Source organism: Mucilaginibacter sp. P25 (genome assembly GCF_050859465.1).
Classification (GTDB): domain Bacteria; phylum Bacteroidota; class Bacteroidia; order Sphingobacteriales; family Sphingobacteriaceae; genus Mucilaginibacter; species Mucilaginibacter gossypii.
In genome coordinates this window covers 214,230-234,962 of sequence record NZ_CP193937.1, presented here as the reverse complement: position 1 = coordinate 234,962, position 20,733 = coordinate 214,230, and the positions used below count along the sequence as shown (strand labels likewise).

Sequence of the window (20,733 nt, the reverse complement as noted above, 5' to 3'; positions counted from 1 at the left end):
AAAATTTTCTCCTTATAAATAGAATAGTTATGCTAAAGAAACTACAATTACTGTTGATGTTTGTGTTGCTGATGGCCCCATCGGTATTTGCCCAAAAAATGATAGGCACCGAAACCGATACCCAGAAAGAGAAACGCATGGAATGGTGGAAGGACGACCGTTTTGGTATGTTCATTCACTGGGGCCTGTACTCGCAGGCTGCCCGCCACGAATGGGTAAAGCATAACGAAAAAATTGATAACGCCGGTTACCAGAAATATTTCGACCAGTTTAACCCCGACCTGTTTGACCCGCAAAAATGGGCAAAGCAGGCCAAAGCGGCAGGGATGAAATATGCGGTACTAACCACCAAGCACCACGAAGGATTTTGCCTGTTCGATTCAAAATTTACTGATTATAAAGCTCCCAATACCAAAGCCAAACGCGATCTGGTACGTGAATACGTAAACGCTTTCAGGGCACAGGGTTTAAAAGTTGGCTTTTATTATTCGCTGTTAGACTGGCACCATCCGCAATATACTATTGACGAGATCCACCCACAGTCGCCTGCCGATAAAAGCGATGCCTCATATGCTAAACTGAACAAAGGGCGCGATATGGCCAAATACCGCCAGTACATGCGCGATCAGATCACCGAACTGCTAACCAAATACGGCAAAATCGATATCCTTTGGCTTGATTTCTCATTCCCGCGCAAAGATGGTCACGGTAAAGGCAAAGACGAATGGGGATCTGTTGAGTTGCTTAAGCTGATCAGGAAGTTACAGCCGGGCATTATTGTAGATAACCGCCTTAACTTGGAAGAGTATAAAGACGGCGCTGATTTTGAAACCCCTGAACAGGTAAGCACTGCCGAACTGGCCAAATACCGTGGCAAAACCTGGGAAACCTGCCAAACCTTTTCGGGTTCATGGGGGTACTACCGTGATGAAAATACCTGGAAAACCCATCGTCAACTGCTCGATCTGTTAATTACTTCGGTAAGCAATGGCGGCAACCTGATCCTGAATGTGGGGCCAACCGCACGCGGCGAGTTTGACTATCGTGCTACCCGCGCGCTGGATAGCCTGGCTTACTGGATGCACGCCAACAGCAAATCGGTATACAACTGCACGTTTGCTCCTGATACTTATAAAATACCAGAGGGAACCAAGCTTACTTATAACAAAGCCGCCGGTAAACTGTATATACATTTGTTTAACTATCCGCAAGGCAAGCTGGTTTTACCTGGTTACAAAGGCAAGATCAAATACGCGCAGTTTTTAAATGACAGCTCTGAACTTTTATATAAGGATGGCAGCGGTGACGACCTGGAGTTAACGCTCCCCGCACAAAAACCGCCGTATGAAATTCCGGTAATTGAACTTACGCTTCAGCAATAAGCAAAAAAATATTGTCCTTACTAAAAAAAGGGCCGATCATATACAAATAATGTCAACACAAAAGGAAACATATTTAAGGATCCATCCGCATGATAACGTACTGGTAGCCTTACAGGACCTGCCGCAGGGAACCGTTATCACGTTTGATGGACAAACTTTTACACTGGTAGATAAAGTAGCGGCAAAGCATAAATTCGCCATTAACGAACTGCCGGTAGACAAGGAAATTTACATGTACGGCGTGCTGGTAGGCAAAGCCTCGGCCGTCATACCGCAGGGTGGTTTGTTAACCACCGAAAATGTGCACCACGCAGCCGAAGGCTTCCATTTGGGCGAACGCAAGCTACAATGGCACCAGCCCGATACGACTAACTTTGAAGGCAAAACCTTTATGGGCTACCACCGTGCCGATGGTTCGGTAGGTACAGGTAACTATTGGATAGTGGTACCGATGGTTTTTTGCGAAAACAGGAATATCAACGTATTAAAGGAAGCACTGGTTGATAAGCTGGGCTACAAAAAAGCCAAAAGCTACGAGGGCGATGTGGAGCAGTTGATGGAACTTTACCAGGCTGGTAAATCTGTAGAGGAGATCTTGAACGCCGATATCCAGGTATCCGAGGATAAGCCAAACTCTAAACGCCTGTTCAAAAATATCGACGGTATTAAATTTCTGAGTCACAGCATGGGTTGCGGCGGCACCCGCGAGGATTCAGATACCCTTTGCGGATTGATAGCAGGCTACATTACCCACCCCAACGTGGCCGGAGCAACCATATTAAGCTTAGGCTGCCAACATGCGCAGGTGAGCATTTTGCAAAATGAAATTGCTAAACGTGATGCTAATTTCAGCAAGCCGCTGGTAGTATTGGAGCAACAAAAAGTAGGCACCGAAAGCCAGCTATTGAAACAAGCTTTGAAACAAACCTTCGCGGGTTTAGTGAAAGCCAATGAAACAACCCGTCAACCTGCACCATTGTCAAAACTGTGTATTGGCTTGGAGTGCGGCGGTTCGGATGGTTTTTCGGGCATTTCGGCTAACCCTGCATTGGGTTACTTGTCTGATTTGCTGGTTACCATGGGCGGATCCGTGATCCTGTCGGAATTCCCTGAGCTTTGCGGTGTGGAGCAGGAACTGAGCGACCGTTGTATCGATGTGGAAACCGCTAGCCGCTTCATGCACCTCATGACTACTTATAATGCACGTGCAGAGGCGGATGGATCGGGCTTTTATGCCAACCCGTCGCCGGGCAATATCCGCGATGGATTGATCACTGATGCCATTAAATCGGCAGGTGCCGCTAAAAAAGGCGGTACGTCGCCGGTAACAGCAGTTTTGGATTATCCTGAAAAAGTAACCAAACCTGGTTTGAATTTACTATGTACCCCCGGAAGCGATGTGGAAAGCACCACTGCCGAAGTAGGCGCAGGCGCAAACATCGTACTATTCACTACCGGTTTGGGGACACCTACTGGCAACCCGGTTACGCCGGTCATCAAACTATCAACCAATACGGCTATGTTTGAGCGTATGCCCGATATTATAGATATTAACTGCGGTACCATTATTGAAGGTTCCGAAACCATTCACCAGGCCGGCGAGCGGATCCTGGATTACGTAATAAAAGTAGCCAGCGGCGAAGCCGAACCTAAATCGGTAAAACTTGGCCAGGATGATTTTATCCCGTGGAAGAGAGGGGTGTCGTTGTAATATAGGAGGTTGTTGGTGACAACACCAACAACGGCGAAAGATTTGCGTGGAGGCATAAAGTTGTAGGTGACAACACCAACAACGGCGAAGAGGAGAGTGTCGTTATAACATCAATAAAAGCTGGGGCTCGTGCGATTCCCTCCCTCGGGAGGGTGTAGGGAAGGGTTTCTTCGATATGCTTAATCGGCAAGCATGGCGTATAAACCCCTCCCTGCCACCGCATAGTCCAACCGCACCCCTCCCGAGGGAGGGAATTGAAAAAAGTTGTTGGTGACAATACCAACAACGGCGTTGAGAGATAAAATATTAATAACCATAAAACAAAAAAGTCTCCCCTTTCGGGGGAGATTTAGAGGGGGCCCGGCCCGTACTTATGTTCAAACTAACCAATAAATCAGTAATTATAACAGGCGGCGGCAGCGGCATAGGCAAAGCTATGGCCGTGTTATTTGCACAGCAAGGCGCCGAGGTTCATATCATCGAATTAAACGATCAGGCGGCAGCCGATACCGTGACCGAAATAACTACGGCGGGCGGTAAAGCTACGGGCTATGCCTGTGATGTAAGTAACCAGCAGCAAGTGGTTGATACTTTTACCAAAATAGGTAAGATAGATATCCTGATCAATAACGCAGGCATAGCGCATATTGGCAGGGCAGATAATACCAGTACCGAAGATTTTGAGCGTGTGTTTAACGTGAATGTTAAAGGCGCTTACAACTGCCTTTACGCGGCCCTCCCGGCAATGAAAGCCAATGGCGGCGGCGTGATCCTCAACACGGCTTCCATAGCAGCTAGCGTTGGCATTACCGACAGGTTTGCTTACTCCATGAGCAAGGGCGCCATCCATGCTATGACCTTATCTGTAGCGCGTGATTTTCTGCATGATAACATCCGTTGCAACTGTATCTCGCCGGCAAGGGTGCATACACCTTTTGTGGATGGGTTCATCGCCAAAAACTACGCTGGTCGTGAGGATGAAATCTTTGAAAAGCTCTCAAAAAGTCAACCGATAGGCAGGATGGGTAAACCGGAAGAAGTAGCTGCTTTGGCACTTTACCTTTGCTCAGACGAAGCTGGATTTATTACCGGCACCGATTATCCTATCGATGGCGGCTTTATCACCCTGAACAATTAAAACCTGACTTAATATGATTAAAAAGCTATTATTAATGGGTATGCTGCTTGGCGCCGTACGCGCGGGCGCTCAAACCTACACGCCAACGACCGACAACCTTGCTGCAAGGCAAAACTTCCAGGATATGAAGTTTGGCCTGTTTATTCACTGGGGTATTTACAGTGAGCTTGGCGCGGGCGAGTGGGTGATGAATGAAAAGCATATCCCTTATGATAGCTATAAACGTTTGGCCGATTTCTTTAATCCGCAGGCTTTTAACGCCCACGACTGGGTGATGTTTGCCAAAAAAGCGGGCATGAAGTATATCACCGTTACCTCGCGCCATCATGATGGGTTCAGCATGTTTGGTACTAAAGCATCGCCGTACAATATTGTTGATGCTACTCCTTACCACAAAGATCCTTTAATGGAACTGGCACAGGAATGTGTTAAGGAAGGTATTGAGCTGCATTTTTACTATTCGCTATTGGATTGGGGCCGCAAGGATTATGCTTATGGCAGTCCGATAGTTGACGGCAAGCCCGCAAACGGCGACTGGGACAGCTACATCAGTTTTATGAAAGCGCAGCTTACGGAACTCATTACCAAATACCCCGGCGTTAAAGGCATTTGGTTTGATGGCCACTGGGAGCGTGATGTTAACTGGCATTATGACGAGATCTACGGATTGATCCATAAACTGAACCCTGCTATACTGGTAGGCAATAACCATCACCTTGAGCCAAAAGAGGGCGAAGATTTTCAGATGTTTGAAAAGGATTTGCCCGGAGCTAATACTACAGGTTTCAGCGGTAAATCAAAAATAGGTGCATTACCTTTGGAAACCTGCGAAACCATTAACAACAGTTGGGGCTTTAACATTACCGACAGGAGTTTTAAGTCATCCAAACGCATTATCCATTACCTGGTTAACGCGGCCGGTTTAAATGCGAACTTTTTATTGAACATAGGCCCGATGCCAAACGGAAAAATTCAGCCTGAATTTACCGATACGCTGGCTGTTGTAGGCGCCTGGGTACAAAAAAATGGCGAAGCGATTTACGGTACCCGCGGCAGCGGTATCCCGGCACAGCCATGGGGAGTAATCACTCAGAAAGATAAAAACCTGTATGTGCATGTGATGACAGCACCGCAACAACCCTACGTTTTCATTCCGCAATTAAAAGGAAAAGTAACCAAAGCCGCTTTACTGGCCGATGGCAGCGCGGTGAAATTTAAACAACAAACCGAGGGCGTGTTTGTATATCTTAGCGGCGTGGCAACCGACCCTAACGATACTATTATTAAACTGACAACTAACTAATACAACGATAATATGAAACTTATACGATTTGGCGAGATTGGGAAAGAGAAGCCGGGAATTATACAGAACGATAAAAGATATGATGTATCGGCCTTTGGCGAAGATTACACCGAACAGTTTTTTGAAACAGATGGCATCAACCGCCTTACCGCTTTTGTACAGGATAATTTACTGCCCGAAGTTGCCGATGATGTACGCTTAGGAAGCCCTATCGTGCGCCCTTCAAAACTGGTTTGTATTGGTCTTAACTATGCCGACCATGCCAAAGAAACCAATGCACCGCTGCCGCCTGAGCCGGTGATCTTTATGAAAGCTACCACCGCTATTGTTGGTCCGTTTGATGATATCATGATCCCTAAAAACTCCGTAAAAACCGATTGGGAAGTGGAACTTGCTGTGGTTATCGGGAAAAAAGCATCGTATGTGGAAGAAGCTGAGGCTATGGATTATGTGGCCGGTTACGTACTGCACAATGACGTAAGCGAGCGTGAGTTCCAACTGGAGCGTAATGGTACCTGGGATAAAGGTAAAGGCTGCGACACCTTTGCGCCGCTTGGTCCGTTTTTAGCTACACCTGATGAAATTGCTGATCCGCATAACCTGCGCCTATGGTTAAAAGTTAACGGCGAAACCATGCAGGACGGTACTACCTCAAACTTTATATTTAACCTGCCGCACCTGATCTCGTATACCAGCCAGTTCATGACCCTGCTGCCGGGCGATATTATATCGACAGGTACACCTGCAGGTGTTGGATTAGGAATGAAGCCGCCGATCTACTTAAAAGCGGGCGACGTGGTAGAATTAGGTATTGAAGGCCTGGGTGAATCAAAACAAAACCTGATAGCTTATGCTAAAAATTGATGCACATCAGCATTTCTGGCAATACAACCCGGTAAGGGACAGCTGGATCACTGAAGACATGCAGGTAATAGGGCGGGATTTTTATCCCGAAGACCTGTTACCTGTACTGCAAAAACACGGCATGGATGGCAGTGTCGCCGTCCAGGCCGATCAGTCGGAAAAGGAAACGGAATTTCTGTTAGATCTGGCATCCGTTAATCCCTTCATCAAAGGGGTAGTAGGCTGGATAGATTTGAAAGCCGATGATCTGGAAGACCGCCTGCATCATTTTAAGAAATACGAAAAGCTTAAAGGCTTCCGGCATATTCTGCAGTCGGAGCCCGATGAGCAATATATGCTTGATCCGCAATTTAAAAAAGGCATCGCCGCTTTGGGCAAACACGGATACACTTATGATATCCTCATCTTCCCTAACCATTTGCCGTATGCCGCGCAATTGGCAGCTGAATTTCCGGATCAAAAGTTTGTGCTCGACCACATGGCCAAGCCCTACATCAAAGCCGGGAAAATAGATGGCTGGAAACAGGATATCGAAAAGCTGGCAAGCTATCCCAATGTATCCTGCAAGGTATCGGCCCTGCTCACCGAGGCGGACTGGGACAACACTCCCGCAGCTGATTTTATCCCTTATATCGATATTGTATTCAACGCTTTCGGTATCAACCGGGTATTGTTCGGCTCCGACTGGCCAGTGTGCCTCCTGGCCGGAGGCTATGAAAAAACAATGGAGGTAATGGACCTGTATGCTGAAAGACTATCAGCTGCAGAAAAGGAATTGTTTTTTGGTGGGAACGCGGCTGCTTTTTACGGTTTAGGGTAAATTCCAGATACTTAAAAGTACCTAAAATGTCATTTCGATAGAGCATTGGGGCGCTGAGCGCCGGGGGCGAAAGAGAAATCTTATACGACTAACAAGAACGCATGTTCGGGACAGGGCGCATAAGATTTCTCCTCACGCCATCACTATCTCCCTGCCCGCCTTCGTCGAAATGACAATTCTTTTTATTCATTTCACGTTCCATAATCTCATCAAATTCCGCGTTTTTACGATACTTCGCCACTGTACTAAAATCACTAAACTGTGCTGTATATTATTTATTTCAAAACGATAGGCTCTATTATCAATATGATAGCGCAGTGTTTAGTGCATTTAATTATAAATCAATTAAATGTCAGCATAAATGTAATATTACGGTAACACAGAGCGTCAGATATAAGTATGGCACACATTTAGCTGTATGTACACATGATGGGTATAAAATAACATTAAAAAGGCGAACCATTTCTCTCCCGATAACGTTATATGGGTACCAATCAGACTTAAATTTTTATGTTAGACGTTATGTACACAACCCTGTTACAAGTTGTAGTCCTGCTTGCGGTTTTCATTTTGCCGATGTTCATATTTGGCAAAAAGATCAGGAACAAAAAAGTAAAGACCGTTAATTATAAGATAGATACCGATACCTCTGAGGCCCGATATGCTATTAATGAAAATGGCTTCCTTGAAGAAATAAACACAGGCAAGCTGTCAAAGCACCGTAGTTGAGTGCAAAACATACAAAAGCAAAGCACACTTTTGCCTGCTTTGCTTTTGTATTTAAAAACTGATCTTATTACTCCTGTTTTTTCAGAAGCCCTGCTCATCGGCACTTGGGCCGTAGCTGCCCGGTATCGGGATATCCAGTAAACGTAAATAAACTCCCAACTGTGCCCTGTGGTGTACAATCTGGCAGTAAGTCATCCTGATCACTTCTGCTTTTGTCCGCTGATTAAGGATCTGTTCGCCATTACGGAGCGTCCAGATTTTATCAAACGTACTAACGTCAGCTTTTTGCAGGCTCGAATAGCCATCGGCCAATGAATCCTCAAACAACTTCAGCAAATCGGCAGTGCCGCTCACTTTTTTAGGCTCGTAAGGTACAGTGGCAAAATCCAGTTCGTCGGTATTTAAGGTAATAGTAACCCAGGTAGGTAATTCAGCAATGTGGGTCGAGAGCTGTTCAATGGTCATGCTTTTAGGGTGCGGCTTCCACTGGTATTTATCGTCGGGGATGCGGCTCAGCATTTTTTCGGTGGTTTGAGCTTCCTGCTCCATCTCCTGCAATAACGATTTCAAAGTGTCCATAAGTGTTGTTGTTTGTTTTATGATGTAAAATAACAAAGGGGTAATGACAGCCCTATGTCAGCAGGGACCGGGGAGGGTAATATTATTTTTCTGAACCGTGATTTTTAGGATTGGCAGGATGTTGTTGGTGGATAGGGTTCATTACCCGCTCTGTTAATATACCCTGATGATAGGTACTTGAGATTTTTCCATGAGTGGTTTTGCTGATTAAATATTAACTTCGTAAAACCTTATAACAAATGAAGAAACAAAACCTGTTGTTGCCGGCAATTTTAGCGTTGGCTATCGCATCCTGCAAGAAAGAAAAAAATGATCAGTCCAAAGATATTCCTGTAACAACTCTTATTATTGGCAATTGGAAAGCCACTTCAATAGCCGAAATAGATTATACAGATGGAATACGCACTGGCTATGATACTATTGCAAATTATCCTTTAATACAATTTAAACAATTTAATAAAGATGGCACCGGAACAAGTACGAACAATTTATTTACTTATGAAAAGTTCAACTTCAGTATTTCCGGTAGAACGTTAACGCTTACAAACGATACAGTAACAGATTATAACGACAAAACAAAAAGCAGGCTACCTGATAGGGTATTTAAAATAATAAAAGTGAACTCAGCTACTCTTGGTTTATACTATGAAGTTCCGCCGTATGTAGAGGATGGAAAAAATAAAAGCTTCACACAAAATACTTACTACACCAGGCAGTAATGTAAGTATTGAATAAATTTGCAGCTATGAGTTACACACCACCACAGCTCCGCACCGTTAACGTGATCCGTTACGTAACGCCTTTGCGCGAGGGCGGGTCATTACCGGCCATTGCCGAAGCTGATGACGAATTTTTATATGTACTGAAATTCCGTGGGGCAGGCCAGGGGGTAAAAGCCCTCATTGCCGAACTTATTGGCTGCGAAATAGCACGCCTGTTAGGTTTCAAGGTCCCTGAGCTGGTATTTGCCAATTTAGATGAAGCCTTCGGCCGTTCGGAGGCTGATGAAGAGATCCAGGACCTGCTGAAGTTTAGTGTAGGGCTTAACCTGGCGCTGCATTATTTGTCGGGCGCTATTACTTTCGATCCGGCGGTAACTATTGTTGATGGCAAACTGGCTTCGCAAATAGTTTGGTTCGATTGTTTGCTTACCAATGTAGACCGCACCGCCCGTAATACCAATATGCTGATATGGCATAAAGAATTGTGGATGATTGATAACGGCGCCGCGCTGTATTTCCATCACTCATGGAATAACTGGCAGGAAATGGCTACCCGCCCGTTTTTACAGGTGAAAGACCATGTGCTGCTGCCCCGCGCCAACCAACTGGATACGGTTGATGCTGAATTTAAAGCAATCCTAACGCCCGAAAAGATCCGTGATATTGTGGGCTTGATCCCCGACGAGTGGATCACCTACCGCGATTTTGAAGAAACGCCTGAAGAAGTGCGGAATATATATGCCGAGTTTTTAATAACCCGGCTGACCGCTTCAGATGTATTGGTTAACGCCGCAAAACAAGCCCTATATGCAGGTATTTGAGTACGCCATAATCCGCGTTGTACCAAGGGTGGAGCGCGAAGAGTTTATCAATATAGGGGTGATCCTGTTTTGTCCCAAACAAAAATTTTTAAAAGTATTGTTCAAGGCTGATGATGCAAGGTTAGCTGCCTTTTGCGGTGACCTTGACCTGGATTGCCTGAAGGAAAATATTAATTCGCTTGAGCGGATCTGTAATGGCGAAAAAGATGCAGGGCCAATAGCTCAGTTAGATCAGCCATCACGCTTCCGTTGGCTTACGGCTACACGCAGTACGGTGGTGCAGGCATCCAAAGTGCATCCGGGCATGACCGCTGATGCGGAGGCTACGCTGAACAGGTTGTTTGAGCAGATGGTGTTGTGATGATATTTGCCCGTGAGGACACAGGCAAAGGGGAAGACAAGAAACTCGCGCTCGTTTGTAACGAGTGCGTAGCTGGGTTTGCGTTTATAACGCACAGGCGATACAATCGCCAAACCATATTAAGCGCTCGTTGCAAACGAGCGCAAGGAGGGAAGCTATTGGAACTTTGTTTATGATACCACTCCTATACAAATGCATTCCGCCACAGCGACTTTTGAAGCCGAACTTAATAAAGCTTTGGACATACTAAAACTCAATAATGGTTATGATGGAAGGATAGTGCTCAATGAAATCTTCATATCTGTTTTACAAGCCACTTCTGTTAATAAGACCGATTCGGCAAACCTAAAGATCAACGGTTATGGAACACGAACCTTTCCTGATACTTGTTTGATGGTTGATGAGGAAAATTACAAGTCGATACTAAAATCTGCACAGAGTGATTCCTTAGTCAACTTTTATATAGGAAGTGTATTTTTAAATCATCAAAGAATTTTTAACATCAACTATCCTGCTTTAAAGCAAGGTAAAAAAACATATTATAAAATTGACGTTTACAGACAACCATGCGTTATGGATGCGGTGCCAATCGCTATAGATTAATTATGTACGGCAGTATTTGTGTTAACCCGCCGCGACAGTGTTACAGTGTTGTCATCAACTTCTAATCCCCCCTACATCACCTCTCACCCCCCACTTTTACTAACGCCGACCCTGTAAATCCCTTATTTTTATATCACAATTATAACCACGGGGATTTTTATGATCTATCAAATCAATATCAGGAAAGTAATACTGTTTGCCATCGTGCTTTGCATGGCATTTTTTTGTGTAAGCAGCGCCCATGCCCAAAGCCATAAAAAATTCAAAGTAATAGCCTTTTATACCGGCCGGAGCGACCTGGCGCATATCAGCTTTGTGCACGAGGCTAATCGCTGGTTTCCTAAAATGGCTGAAAAGTACAATTTTACCTACGACAGCACCAACAACTGGGCAAATATGAACCCGGAGTTTTTGGCCAAATACCAGTTAGTAATATTTTTAGACACCCGCACTGATAACCCCGAACAGCGTGCAGCTTTTGAACAGTATATGAAAAAGGGCGGCGCCTGGATGGGGTTTCATTTTTCGGCCTTCGCGCTTACGCCCTCGGACTTTCCGCAAAACTGGGACTGGTACCATAACGAGTTCCTTGGTTCGGGACAATATGTGAGCAATACCTGGCACCCAACTTCGGCGATTTTAAGAGTTGAGGATGCTAATCATCCGGTAATCAAAGGCCTGCCCACCATTTTTAAAACAAACCCTAACGAATGGTACCGCTGGGAACACGATCTCCGCAAAAATCCGGATATCGATATCCTGCTTGCGGTTGATTCAACAAGTTTTCCCTTGGGTACAGGCCCAAAGCAACACGAGATCTGGCATAGCGGTTACTACCCCGTAGCCTGGACTAATAAAAATTACCGCATGGTTTATTTCAACATAGGCCATAATGATATGGACTATGACGGCGGCACCAACAAAGAGTTATCGCAAACTTTTGAAAATGCCGATGTTGATAAACTGATCATCAACTCGCTGCTTTGGTTAGGCAGAGGAAAGTAGTGTCACCAGCCCACTGAAGCAGAAGTTTTATTTTTACGTGGGTTTAGGCGTCCACGCCCTGAACCGTAACCTAAGAAAAAAACTCTTCAAAAGTGGGGGAATGTGCGATTCCCCTCTTGAGAGGGGCGGAGGGGTGTGTTATTCTACGTGGGGCTTATCGCTTGTATAACACACCCCCTGCTCCCGCTCTTTCCCACCGCGCCCCCTCTCAAGAGTAATAGCCCATCAAGAGGCAGTAGCCATTTTGTTAATTAAAAAGTTAAACACCTGGTTATTGCCTCTATTGTTATATTTAAATGTGAACTCATTCAGGTATGATTGCAAATGTCTGAGCGATACTTTATGGTATTGACCATATATCCCCCGTTTTAACAATGTCCAAAAGCCCTCAATCGTATTGGTGTGATACTCTCCCCGGGCATACTCTTCTTTTTCCTTGTTTAATACCTGATGTTCACGGAATATTTTATTTAAACCGGCATATCCACCAAAGCCGTCCGTTACAATAGTAGCATCTGTGCTCACTGATTGTTCAACAATGGGTTTGAGCGTTTTCCCATGTGCCTTATCTATGACCTGAAGCTTTAGACGGCCATCCCGCTCCAATAACCCAATCACGGGCTGTTTATCCTGCATGCCGGTGACCTGCAAATTATTATCGCGCCTTTCCTGCCGCTTTTTCTTTGAGTGATTGGCTTTTTTACCACCTAAATAAGTCTCATCTACCTCAACAATACCCTTAAACAAACCGCCATCCCCGCCGTCCCGCATGGCTTCCCGTATCCGCATCTGCAAATACCAGCCTGTCTTACGATTGCATCCCAGATCCCTGCTTAACTGACGTGCAGATAACCCCTTTTTCGCATTCAGCATTAATGAAATAGCCAAAAACCATTGCGGCAAAGGAAGTTTGGTGCCCTCGAAAACAGTGCCGACCAAAACGCTATAGCTGCGGTTACAGCTATTGCAAATATGCCGTTGGCTTTCCTGGCGCTTGCTGCTCCGTTTGCTGTTGCAATACGGGCATTCTGGCAATCCTTGCCATCTTAATCCTTCAAGATAGTCTATGCAACTGGACTGATCTGGAAAACGCTTAATCGTCTCTATGATATTCATTATCATAAATATACAAATTATTCCTGCCTTTTCATGGGCTATTACTCTCTCAAGAGGGGATTTTAAAGCGCTTACGCTAAATTAATCCCTTAGGTAATGGTTATGGCGTCCACGCCTGAACATGGTCATGGATGGAGCGGCTATCGCTCCCGGTCACAGGCAGAAAATCCTGCGTATTCCGGCGCAAAAAACTATCGGAAAAACAGACCATAAAAATGGTGTCGCTACCTTGTCAGTATGCAAGACAGGCAAAGCCGCCATTTGGTTTTTTCTCAAAAAAATCCTAAAAATCAGCAAAAATTACACTTTTAAATGTCGCCGTTTTAATCTTTCGAAAAAAAGTATTTTAAACTCTTTATAGTTTTAAGTGTTGATTATCAGTATTTTAATGATGTTTCAGGTAAATGATTAAAGTATTGAACATCAACGTGTTTCATAAAATAGGTGTCCCGCGTTTTTACATTCAGAATTTGGAACACTCCAGTTTTCCGGAAAAAGAACGCCGGGAGGATTTTTAAATTTTTATGGGGAATCAAAAATTTGGGACATGCGTTTTGTTACAATTGGAATGCAAGGCTTCGTCGGGACAATGTAAATAAAATACCTATTGGTATATTTTAAAGGCGCTTTTGCTTATTTTGCCGACGAAATCCTGCGTCGCTTATGAAAAAGTTAAAAACGGTATTTAACCAGGTAAAATCTCTTAACGGCGCCGGGGCGCCTGATATGATCAGTTTGCTATGGCAATTGATCTGTTATTCGCCCAAAATGCCGGTACGCCTGCAGCAGCAACTTTTGCTTGATGAAGCCAAACCTTTTACGCTTGAAGTAGACGATCCTCATTTTGCCAAATCTACTTTAAAGTTCAAGGGGTTTACCTGGGGAGAGGGGAAACGCAAAATACTTATCACCCACGGCTGGGGCTCAAAAGCCGCCGACTTTGCCGAGCTCATCACAGCTTTAAAAAGTGTTGATGATATGCAGGTAATAGCTTTCGATGCACCGGGTAACGGCAGCTCGGAAGGAGAGCTGTCAAACCTCCTGCTCTTTGCCAAAGCTGCGACTACGGTAATCAAAACCTTTGGCGCACCCGATGTGCTCATCGGTCACTCGTTAGGGGCAATGGCCAATGCCATCGCTATTAAGGAAACAGCTATTCAGCCTGCCTTGCTCATCAGCATTGCCCCGCTAATCAATCTGAAAGAGAATTTTATAGCCAGCCTGAACGCGGCCGATGTAGCTCCTGGTTTACAGGATCAATTCTTTACTAATTTTGAGTCATTGTTTGATATGGAGGCTTCGCATTTTACACTCCATAATTTATATCCTGGCGGTTTGGTCAGGAGGCATTGGTTAGCCTATGACCCGGAAGATAAAATTGCACCCTTCGCATTCCTGGAAAACTTCCTTATCGCTCATCCCGAAGTTGAGACCAAAGTATACCAGGGCCCCGGTCATGAACGCGTTATTAAAGATGAGCTTGTTATATCAGATCTCGTTAGTCTGATAGCTTAATTTTTATATATAGTAATTTGGCTTTAAGCTTTTAGCCTTCTGCTTTTAGCTTTTATAAAACTATTTAGCGGCCATCACCTCATCCATGGCTTTCATAAAAGTTGTCACTTCAATTTCGTTTCGGTGTGCCTTTAAATATGCTAACAGCTTCCTGTGCGCATCTGCGGGTGTAACCAAATAATCGCCGCCTACGCCGTGAAACATGAAGATGCCCAGTCCGCCGCTTTGTTGTACTTTCTTTACAAAATCTATCAGGGCATCGCCGGTTACCGGGTTGCCTGTTACGCCCCATGAGGGCACTTTTAACGGGTCGAGGTTTTTAAAATCAGTGATCACAGCATCCGGTCCGCCGCCTATACGGGCGTATTTTGCGAGGCCTGCTTTACGCAGGGTATCAACATAGTTCACGCCGCCAACTTCAACCTCGGTACATGGATATGCATAGGTTCGGCTGCCTGTTTTTCCATCAACAGCAAAAAGCAGCGTGTTCATTTCATTGATCTCGCGCAGCATCATGTACGGTGTATAAATAGCCGAATTGTTAGCCGGATTAGCTTTTACATTAGTGAGCAGGCAAGGGTGATATAAAGTGTGATTGGCCAGTTCATAACCTTTTTTGCCTACCTCGCGCCAGCGCGGCAAGGTAGCTTCGGTCATGTTGCCCATTAAAAAGAAGGTGGCGGTAAGGTGTGCAGAATCGAGCTGTGGTATGGCTATGTTTAACTGTGAATTGATGCCGTCGTCATAAGTAAGCACAATAATGGCTTTTTTATGCTTAGCTTGTTGGGCATTGGCAATAAATGCAAAATTGAGCAATAACAGAAACAAAGCGAATCTTTTCATGAGAGGGTTATTGATTGGTTGCCCTAAAATAAAAAAATCCGGTCGATAACCGGATTTTTAAATAAGAGTTTCGTTTATAAAAATGTCATTTCGATAGAGCTGGAACGGATGGTGTGCGGGCGCGAAAGAGAAATCTTGTACACCTTGTTGAGCCTAAATGCATGCCGTATAGGATTTCTCCTCACCCCAACCTTTGGCCCCCCGCCATTCGTTCGAAATGACATCGGTTTTTACCGAAATAGAGCTATACAACCTCGCTCTGCACCCCCGAATAATATTTCAGCTCGATCAGGTCATGCGGTAGTGTTTTGGTATTCCAGGCATGATGAATAGCCAATGCCGTACCTACGGCAGTTGCCTGTGCCATCGACGCGGCGTAAACTTCCAAATGAGGGAAGGCCAACGCCAGCAGGTGCATGAAAACGCTGTTTTTACTGAAGCCGCCATCTACAAAAATGCGTTTTACCTTACAGCCGTTTAAAACATAATTGGTTGAGATGGTTTGCTGGGCAATAATATCAATCATGAGTTGGTGGTAAGCTTCAACATCATCGGCAAAAATGTTTAAGTCGCGCTGCTCAAATGCCGATTTCTGTAACTGGCCTTCATTTTCGTCGGCCTGTAATGAGGGTTGATTATTTAGCCGGGCTGCAATTGCAGGATCATAATTTATGGTACGATACCTGATCTCGTCCTGGTTAAAGTGGGCGGCTATTCTTTTTACTTGCTGCTCATATTCATAACCCGTAAACAAGCGTGAGGCTTTCACCGGGCTGCCTTTGTATTGCAGGTAGTTAAGACAATCATGCTTCAGCTCATCAGCCGTAAGCGGTGTTTGGTTAAAAGGGTTAAGACTGATTGACCAGGTACCTGTAGAGATCAGCACAAAAGGCATATTAAAGCTTACCAGGTAAGGGATCAGCGCTGCCGAACTATCGTGCAACCCAATACCAACCTTGTAAGTACTGCCCGGAAACTCGGCCGGAAGCACACTATCCGCGGGATGCAGAGGTGCCATTTTGGGCAGAATCCCTTCAGCATTAAGCCAGTTGTGATAGGTGTTCTTAGCAAAATCCCAAAGAGCAGTGTGGCAGCCGATACTGGTTAAGTCGCTCACCATTTGCCCGCTGATAAGATAGCTCATATACTGGGGTAGGTGTAAGGCATACTTTATCCGCTTAAACACTTCGGGCTGTTGATATTTAAGCCTGTATAACTGCAATCCCGAATTAAGGTTGCCCAAAACCGGCGAGGCGGTCTCTAAAGCAAACCTGGCTTCGTCGCCATAGTTTTCATAAAACTGCCTGCCCAGTTCAGGCGGATATGGCTTAAGGTAATTATAAAGTGGGGTAAGCGGCTTGCCGTGTTCATCAACATAAACAAAGCTGGCGCCGTAAGTTGAAAAGTTGACCGCCTTAAGATCAAACTCCTTATGCTTAAAAATTTCGCGCAATGAATCAAACACCGATAACCTGAGGCTGTCGAGGTTTTCACATGCGTCGCCATCTTCGTCGTGGGTTTCCAGGAAACGGGCTGTACGTTCAAAAACTATCTTGTAGTTTTCATCGAACAGGAACAGCTTCTTGTTGGTTTTACCCACATCAAAAACGGCTATAACAGGTATCGGCTCCATAGGCTTACAATCCGGTTGATACTGCTTTAGCTCCTCTTTCGTTTATCAGTTGCTGCCTGATAGTTTGCTGCCTGTAAACAGCCAGCGGGTTTAACGCGCCGCCTGCTCTTAAGCGTGCTTCGGCCAATAACGAACGGACGTCGGTGCGGTAAGCCTGCTGCAATATTTCCTGGGCAAGTACTACATCATTATCCTGTTGTGCCTGTACCAATGCTGGAGTATCTACTAACAATGCCTGTGCATAGGCTATCTTAATGGCTTCTACTGATTGTAGCAGGTCCTCAATCGGATCTTTTACATTGTGTGAAGCATCGATCATCCAGCCTATAGAAGTGGCGTGTGTCATGCCGCGGGCGTCCATACCTTCAACCAGTTCGTTAAAGATCAGGAACAACTGGTATGGGTTGATGCTGCCAACGGTAAGGTCATCATCACCATATTTTGAATCGTTAAAGTGGAAACCGGCCAGCTTGCCTTCCATCAGCAGTAATGAAACTATCTGCTCAATGTTTACGCCCTGTAAGTGATGACCAAGATCAACTAATGTCTGCGCTTTTTGGCCCAGTTTTGATGATAGCAGGTAAGATTGACCCCAATCGCCAATAGTGGTTGAGTAGAAGTTAGGCTCATAAGGTTTATACTCAACCCAAACTTTCCAGTCATCGGGCAAGGCCTCATAAATTTCCTGCAAGCTTTCTAAAGTGCGTTCAAACGCGCCGCGCATATTCAACTGACCGGGGAAGTTCGATCCGTCCGACAGCCAAACAGATAATGCTTTTGAATCAAGCTCAACACCGTATTTGATCACCTCAATATTGTGGGCAATAGCCTGTTTGCGTACCGCTTTATCTACATGGTGCAATGAGCCAAATTTGTAGCTCAATTCCTGATTAGGCTGATCCTGGAAGGTATTTGAGTTAACCGCGTCAAAATGCAAACCCAATTGTGCCGCATGGGCTTTGATAGCTGAGGCATTGGATGGGATATCCCAGGGAATATGTAATGATATAGAGTTGCTGCTACGGTTAAGTGCATGGATCAAGCCCACGTCTTCAATTTTTTCTTCCAGGCTGCGGGGCTCACCACCGCCCGAAAACCTGCCGAAACGTGTACCGCCGGTACCTAAAGCCCAGCTTGGTATAGCAATATTAAAATCAATCAGTTTTTGCAGGATAGTATCCAGGTTTTTTACGTCACCGGCAACAAAATCAAACTTGCGCTGGTGATCTTTCAGTTGCTGATGATTGGCTTCATCAATTTTATATTTTTCTAACTGCATAATTGGTATTGGTTATAAAGCAAGTTCAAGTTTGACGCTTGAACTTGCAAAATTTATAAATATGTCATTGCGAGGAACGAAGCAATCGCATGCTATACAGAGTGGCTACGCATGGTGGTCATGCTTCCGTGCGATTGCCACGCTATCGCTCGCAATGACATGGGTTACTGTAACTATCGCACAAACGCCATCGCCACGCCGCCATCAACATTCAACACGTTACCGGTTGATTTGTTGAGCAGGCCGCCGGTAAAGGCAAAGCAGGCATTAGCAATATCGGCAGGTAGTATTACCTCGTTCAATAATGTGCGTTTTGCATAGTAAGCAGGCAGTTCATCCACGGTAACGCCGTAAGCTTTAGCACGGCCTTCGGCCCATCCGCCGGCCCAAATGTTGCTGTCGCTGATTACGGCATCCGGGTTAACTACGTTCACACGGATCTTGTCGGTACCAAGCTCGGCCGCGTTCAGTCTGCTCAGGTGTAACTGGGCCGATTTTGCCGAGCCGTAGCCGGCGTTGTTCGGTCCGCTCACTAAGGCGTTTTTGCTTACAATGTTGATAATGTCGCCGCCAATGTCTTGTTTTTTCATCACAGCAACTGCCGCCTGAGTAATAAAGAACTGGCCTTTAACCAATACATCGTACAATAAGTCCCAGTCTTTTTCAGTATGGTCGGCAATTGATTTAGAGATAGATAAACCGGCATTATTTACCACTATATCCACACCGCCGAAAGCTAAGGCTGCAATTTCAAGTGCTTCGTTGATCTGGTCGGCTTTGGTTACGTCAAGTACGGCTGTGGTGTATGAATCTTTGCCGTATTGTTTTTTAAACTCTTCACCTGCGCCTTCCAAACGCTCGGCGTTCATATCATTCAGAATAACTACAGCGCCTTCATCAACAAATTTTTTGGCGATAGCTTTACCTATACCACCAGCACTACCGGTGATCAGGGCAATTTTACCTGATAAAGCTTTTGGCTTAGGCATGCGCTGTAATTTAGCTTCTTCCAATAACCAGTACTCAATATCAAACGCTTCCTGGCGCGGGAGAGAAGTGTATTCCGAAATTGCTTCAGCACCTTTCATTACGTTGATGGCGTTGGTATAAAACTCGGCGGCAACGCGGGCGGTTTGTTTATCTTTTGAAAAAGAGAACAAGCCTACACCCGGATACAGGATGATAACCGGGTTGGTATCCCTGATAGCCGGGCTGTTATCATGCTTGCAGGTATTGTAATAGTCGGTATACATTTGGCGGTAAGCCTCAAAGGCAGGAGCCAAACGTGCTTTTAACGCGGTAACATCGCTCAGGTCTTCGCCCGGTGCAAGGTCAAGTACCAGCGGACTGATCTTGGTGCGAAGGAAATGATCCGGGCAGCTGGTGCCTAATGGTGCTAAACGGTCAAGATCATTGGAGTTGATGAACTCCAATACGCGGGCATCATCCGTAAAATGACCAACCATGTGCCTGTAGCTTGAACAAAAACCGCGCAATACCGGTGCAAGGGCAGCAGCCTGTTTTTTACGGCCGGTCTCGTCAAGGCTTTCCACTTTTTGGCCACCGAAAACAGGGCCTTTTTTTCCGTAGTTTTCTTCAAGATATTCGGCACAGCGCTCAATAACCTCGAGCGTATTCATGTAGCTTTCGTAAGCTGTATCGCCCCAGGTGAATAAACCATGCGAACCTAACATAATACCGCGGATGCCTGGGTTTTCATCCAAACATTGTTTTAATTGCAAGCCTAATTCAAAGCCTGGTTTTTTCCATTCAACCCAGCCGATGGTACCGTTAAAAAGCTCCTGGGTTATTTTCTTACCGTCTTTTGCGGCAGCAATAGCGATGGCAGCATCCGGGTGCAGGTGATCGATGTGTTTGAATGGCAGGAAGCCGTGAAGCGGCGTATCAATAGATGGTGCTTTCGAGTTAAGATCGTAGATGCAGTGATTAAACAACTCAACCATTTCATCTTCAAATTCAACCCCGCGATAGATGTTTTTCAGGCTGCGTAAACGATCAACATAAAGGGCAGCCAAGCCGCTCTTTTTCAACGTGCCAATATCACCGCCTGAGCCTTTGATCCACATTACCTCAACATCGTTGCCGGTGAGTGGATCTTTACTCATCAACTTGCATGATGTGTTACCACCACCATAGTTGGTAAGGCGCAGATCGGCACCCAAAAGGTTGGAGCGGTATATGAGCAGGGCTACTTCATCGCCCGCCAGTTCGGCGGCTTTTGCTTCATCCCACAAATAGCTTACGTGTTTAAATTCAGTTGTTTTCGACGACATATATTTTAATTGTTG

General features: G+C 45.3%; 20 protein-coding genes. 14 read left to right on the top strand and 6 right to left on the bottom strand.

Translation table 11 applies throughout. From position 1 onward, the window contains the following. Positions 1-29: 29 nt before the first annotated feature. The 7 genes from ACRQ5D_RS01135 to ACRQ5D_RS01105 all read left to right on the top strand — a co-directional run bounded on the left by ACRQ5D_RS01135 (position 30) and on the right by ACRQ5D_RS01105 (position 7,947). The gene (locus ACRQ5D_RS01135) at positions 30-1,382 is read left to right on the top strand and encodes an alpha-L-fucosidase (RefSeq protein WP_091166873.1); all 1,353 of its coding nucleotides are present in this window, start codon (positions 30-32) and stop codon (positions 1,380-1,382) included. 49 nt (positions 1,383-1,431) lie between these two features. Beyond that, positions 1,432-3,093, top strand: coding sequence for a UxaA family hydrolase (locus tag ACRQ5D_RS01130; RefSeq protein ID WP_432328357.1), 1,662 nt, complete (start codon positions 1,432-1,434; stop codon positions 3,091-3,093). Positions 3,094-3,466: 373 nt separating this feature from the next. Continuing rightward, positions 3,467-4,231: an SDR family NAD(P)-dependent oxidoreductase gene (locus ACRQ5D_RS01125; protein ID WP_091166878.1), complete on the top strand. Its 765-nt coding sequence runs from the start codon at positions 3,467-3,469 to the stop codon at positions 4,229-4,231. A gap of 13 nt (positions 4,232-4,244) precedes the next feature. Continuing rightward, positions 4,245-5,534: an alpha-L-fucosidase gene (locus tag ACRQ5D_RS01120; protein WP_091166880.1), complete on the top strand. Its 1,290-nt coding sequence runs from the start codon at positions 4,245-4,247 to the stop codon at positions 5,532-5,534. A gap of 12 nt (positions 5,535-5,546) precedes the next feature. After that, on the top strand, positions 5,547-6,398 hold the full coding sequence (locus ACRQ5D_RS01115; RefSeq protein WP_091166882.1) for a fumarylacetoacetate hydrolase family protein: 852 nt from the start codon (positions 5,547-5,549) through the stop codon (positions 6,396-6,398). Next, positions 6,385-7,218 (top strand): amidohydrolase family protein, encoded by an 834-nt coding sequence (locus ACRQ5D_RS01110; protein WP_091166884.1) that lies wholly within the window; start codon positions 6,385-6,387, stop codon positions 7,216-7,218. Before ACRQ5D_RS01115 ends, ACRQ5D_RS01110 begins: the two co-directional genes overlap by 14 nt. 522 nt (positions 7,219-7,740) lie before the next feature. Next, positions 7,741-7,947 carry a hypothetical protein gene (locus tag ACRQ5D_RS01105; RefSeq protein WP_091166886.1) on the top strand — a complete coding sequence of 69 codons (207 nt, stop codon included), beginning with the start codon at positions 7,741-7,743 and terminating at the stop codon, positions 7,945-7,947. 81 nt (positions 7,948-8,028) lie between these two features. Here ACRQ5D_RS01105 and ACRQ5D_RS01100 read toward each other — a convergent pair whose 3' ends face one another. Then, entirely contained in the window at positions 8,029-8,526 is a 498-nt protein-coding gene (locus ACRQ5D_RS01100; protein ID WP_091166888.1) for a DinB family protein, read from the bottom strand. Positions 8,527-8,765: 239 nt separating this feature from the next. Here ACRQ5D_RS01100 and ACRQ5D_RS01095 point away from each other — a divergent pair, with 239 nt between their 5' ends. The 5 genes from ACRQ5D_RS01095 to ACRQ5D_RS01075 all read left to right on the top strand — a co-directional run bounded on the left by ACRQ5D_RS01095 (position 8,766) and on the right by ACRQ5D_RS01075 (position 12,038). Next, a complete protein-coding gene (locus ACRQ5D_RS01095) occupies positions 8,766-9,245 on the top strand; it encodes a lipocalin family protein (RefSeq protein WP_091166890.1) in 480 nt (159 codons plus the stop codon). Between the two features lie 26 nt (positions 9,246-9,271). Further along, a complete protein-coding gene (locus tag ACRQ5D_RS01090; protein WP_091166892.1) occupies positions 9,272-10,069 on the top strand; it encodes a HipA family kinase in 798 nt (265 codons plus the stop codon). After that, positions 10,056-10,430 (top strand): DUF3037 domain-containing protein, encoded by a 375-nt coding sequence (locus tag ACRQ5D_RS01085; protein ID WP_090528220.1) that lies wholly within the window; start codon positions 10,056-10,058, stop codon positions 10,428-10,430. Before ACRQ5D_RS01090 ends, ACRQ5D_RS01085 begins: the two co-directional genes overlap by 14 nt. Positions 10,431-10,622: 192 nt before the next feature. Beyond that, positions 10,623-11,033 (top strand): hypothetical protein, encoded by a 411-nt coding sequence (locus tag ACRQ5D_RS01080; RefSeq protein WP_091166894.1) that lies wholly within the window; start codon positions 10,623-10,625, stop codon positions 11,031-11,033. 159 nt (positions 11,034-11,192) lie between these two features. Then, positions 11,193-12,038, top strand: coding sequence for a ThuA domain-containing protein (locus ACRQ5D_RS01075; protein WP_218134398.1), 846 nt, complete (start codon positions 11,193-11,195; stop codon positions 12,036-12,038). 225 nt (positions 12,039-12,263) lie between these two features. On the opposite strand, the gene ACRQ5D_RS01070 is transcribed toward ACRQ5D_RS01075, so the two are convergent. Beyond that, complete coding sequence (locus ACRQ5D_RS01070; RefSeq protein WP_189549506.1) at positions 12,264-13,154, bottom strand: IS1595 family transposase; 891 nt, start codon at positions 13,152-13,154, stop codon at positions 12,264-12,266. A 127-nt stretch (positions 13,155-13,281) separates the two neighbouring features. Between ACRQ5D_RS01070 and ACRQ5D_RS01065 the strand changes: the two genes are divergently transcribed. Both ACRQ5D_RS01065 and ACRQ5D_RS01060 read left to right on the top strand, forming a co-directional pair. Then, positions 13,282-13,515, top strand: coding sequence for a hypothetical protein (locus ACRQ5D_RS01065; protein WP_091175333.1), 234 nt, complete (start codon positions 13,282-13,284; stop codon positions 13,513-13,515). A 302-nt stretch (positions 13,516-13,817) separates the two neighbouring features. Next, positions 13,818-14,669, top strand: a complete 852-nt coding sequence (locus ACRQ5D_RS01060; protein ID WP_091175330.1) for an alpha/beta hydrolase — start codon at positions 13,818-13,820, stop codon at positions 14,667-14,669. Between the two features lie 60 nt (positions 14,670-14,729). On the opposite strand, the gene ACRQ5D_RS01055 is transcribed toward ACRQ5D_RS01060, so the two are convergent. From ACRQ5D_RS01055 to ACRQ5D_RS01040, 4 genes are all read right to left on the bottom strand, one after another. Continuing rightward, on the bottom strand, positions 14,730-15,512 hold the full coding sequence (locus tag ACRQ5D_RS01055; protein ID WP_091175327.1) for a polysaccharide deacetylase family protein: 783 nt from the start codon (positions 15,510-15,512) through the stop codon (positions 14,730-14,732). A gap of 244 nt (positions 15,513-15,756) precedes the next feature. Then, positions 15,757-17,145, bottom strand: coding sequence for an FGGY-family carbohydrate kinase (locus ACRQ5D_RS01050; RefSeq protein ID WP_091175325.1), 1,389 nt, complete (start codon positions 17,143-17,145; stop codon positions 15,757-15,759). A gap of 4 nt (positions 17,146-17,149) precedes the next feature. Continuing rightward, positions 17,150-18,424 (bottom strand): sugar isomerase, encoded by a 1,275-nt coding sequence (locus ACRQ5D_RS01045; protein WP_091175323.1) that lies wholly within the window; start codon positions 18,422-18,424, stop codon positions 17,150-17,152. Between the two features lie 173 nt (positions 18,425-18,597). Beyond that, the gene (locus tag ACRQ5D_RS01040; RefSeq protein WP_091175320.1) at positions 18,598-20,718 is read right to left on the bottom strand and encodes a bifunctional aldolase/short-chain dehydrogenase; all 2,121 of its coding nucleotides are present in this window, start codon (positions 20,716-20,718) and stop codon (positions 18,598-18,600) included. Between the last annotated feature and the right edge of the window lie 15 nt (positions 20,719-20,733).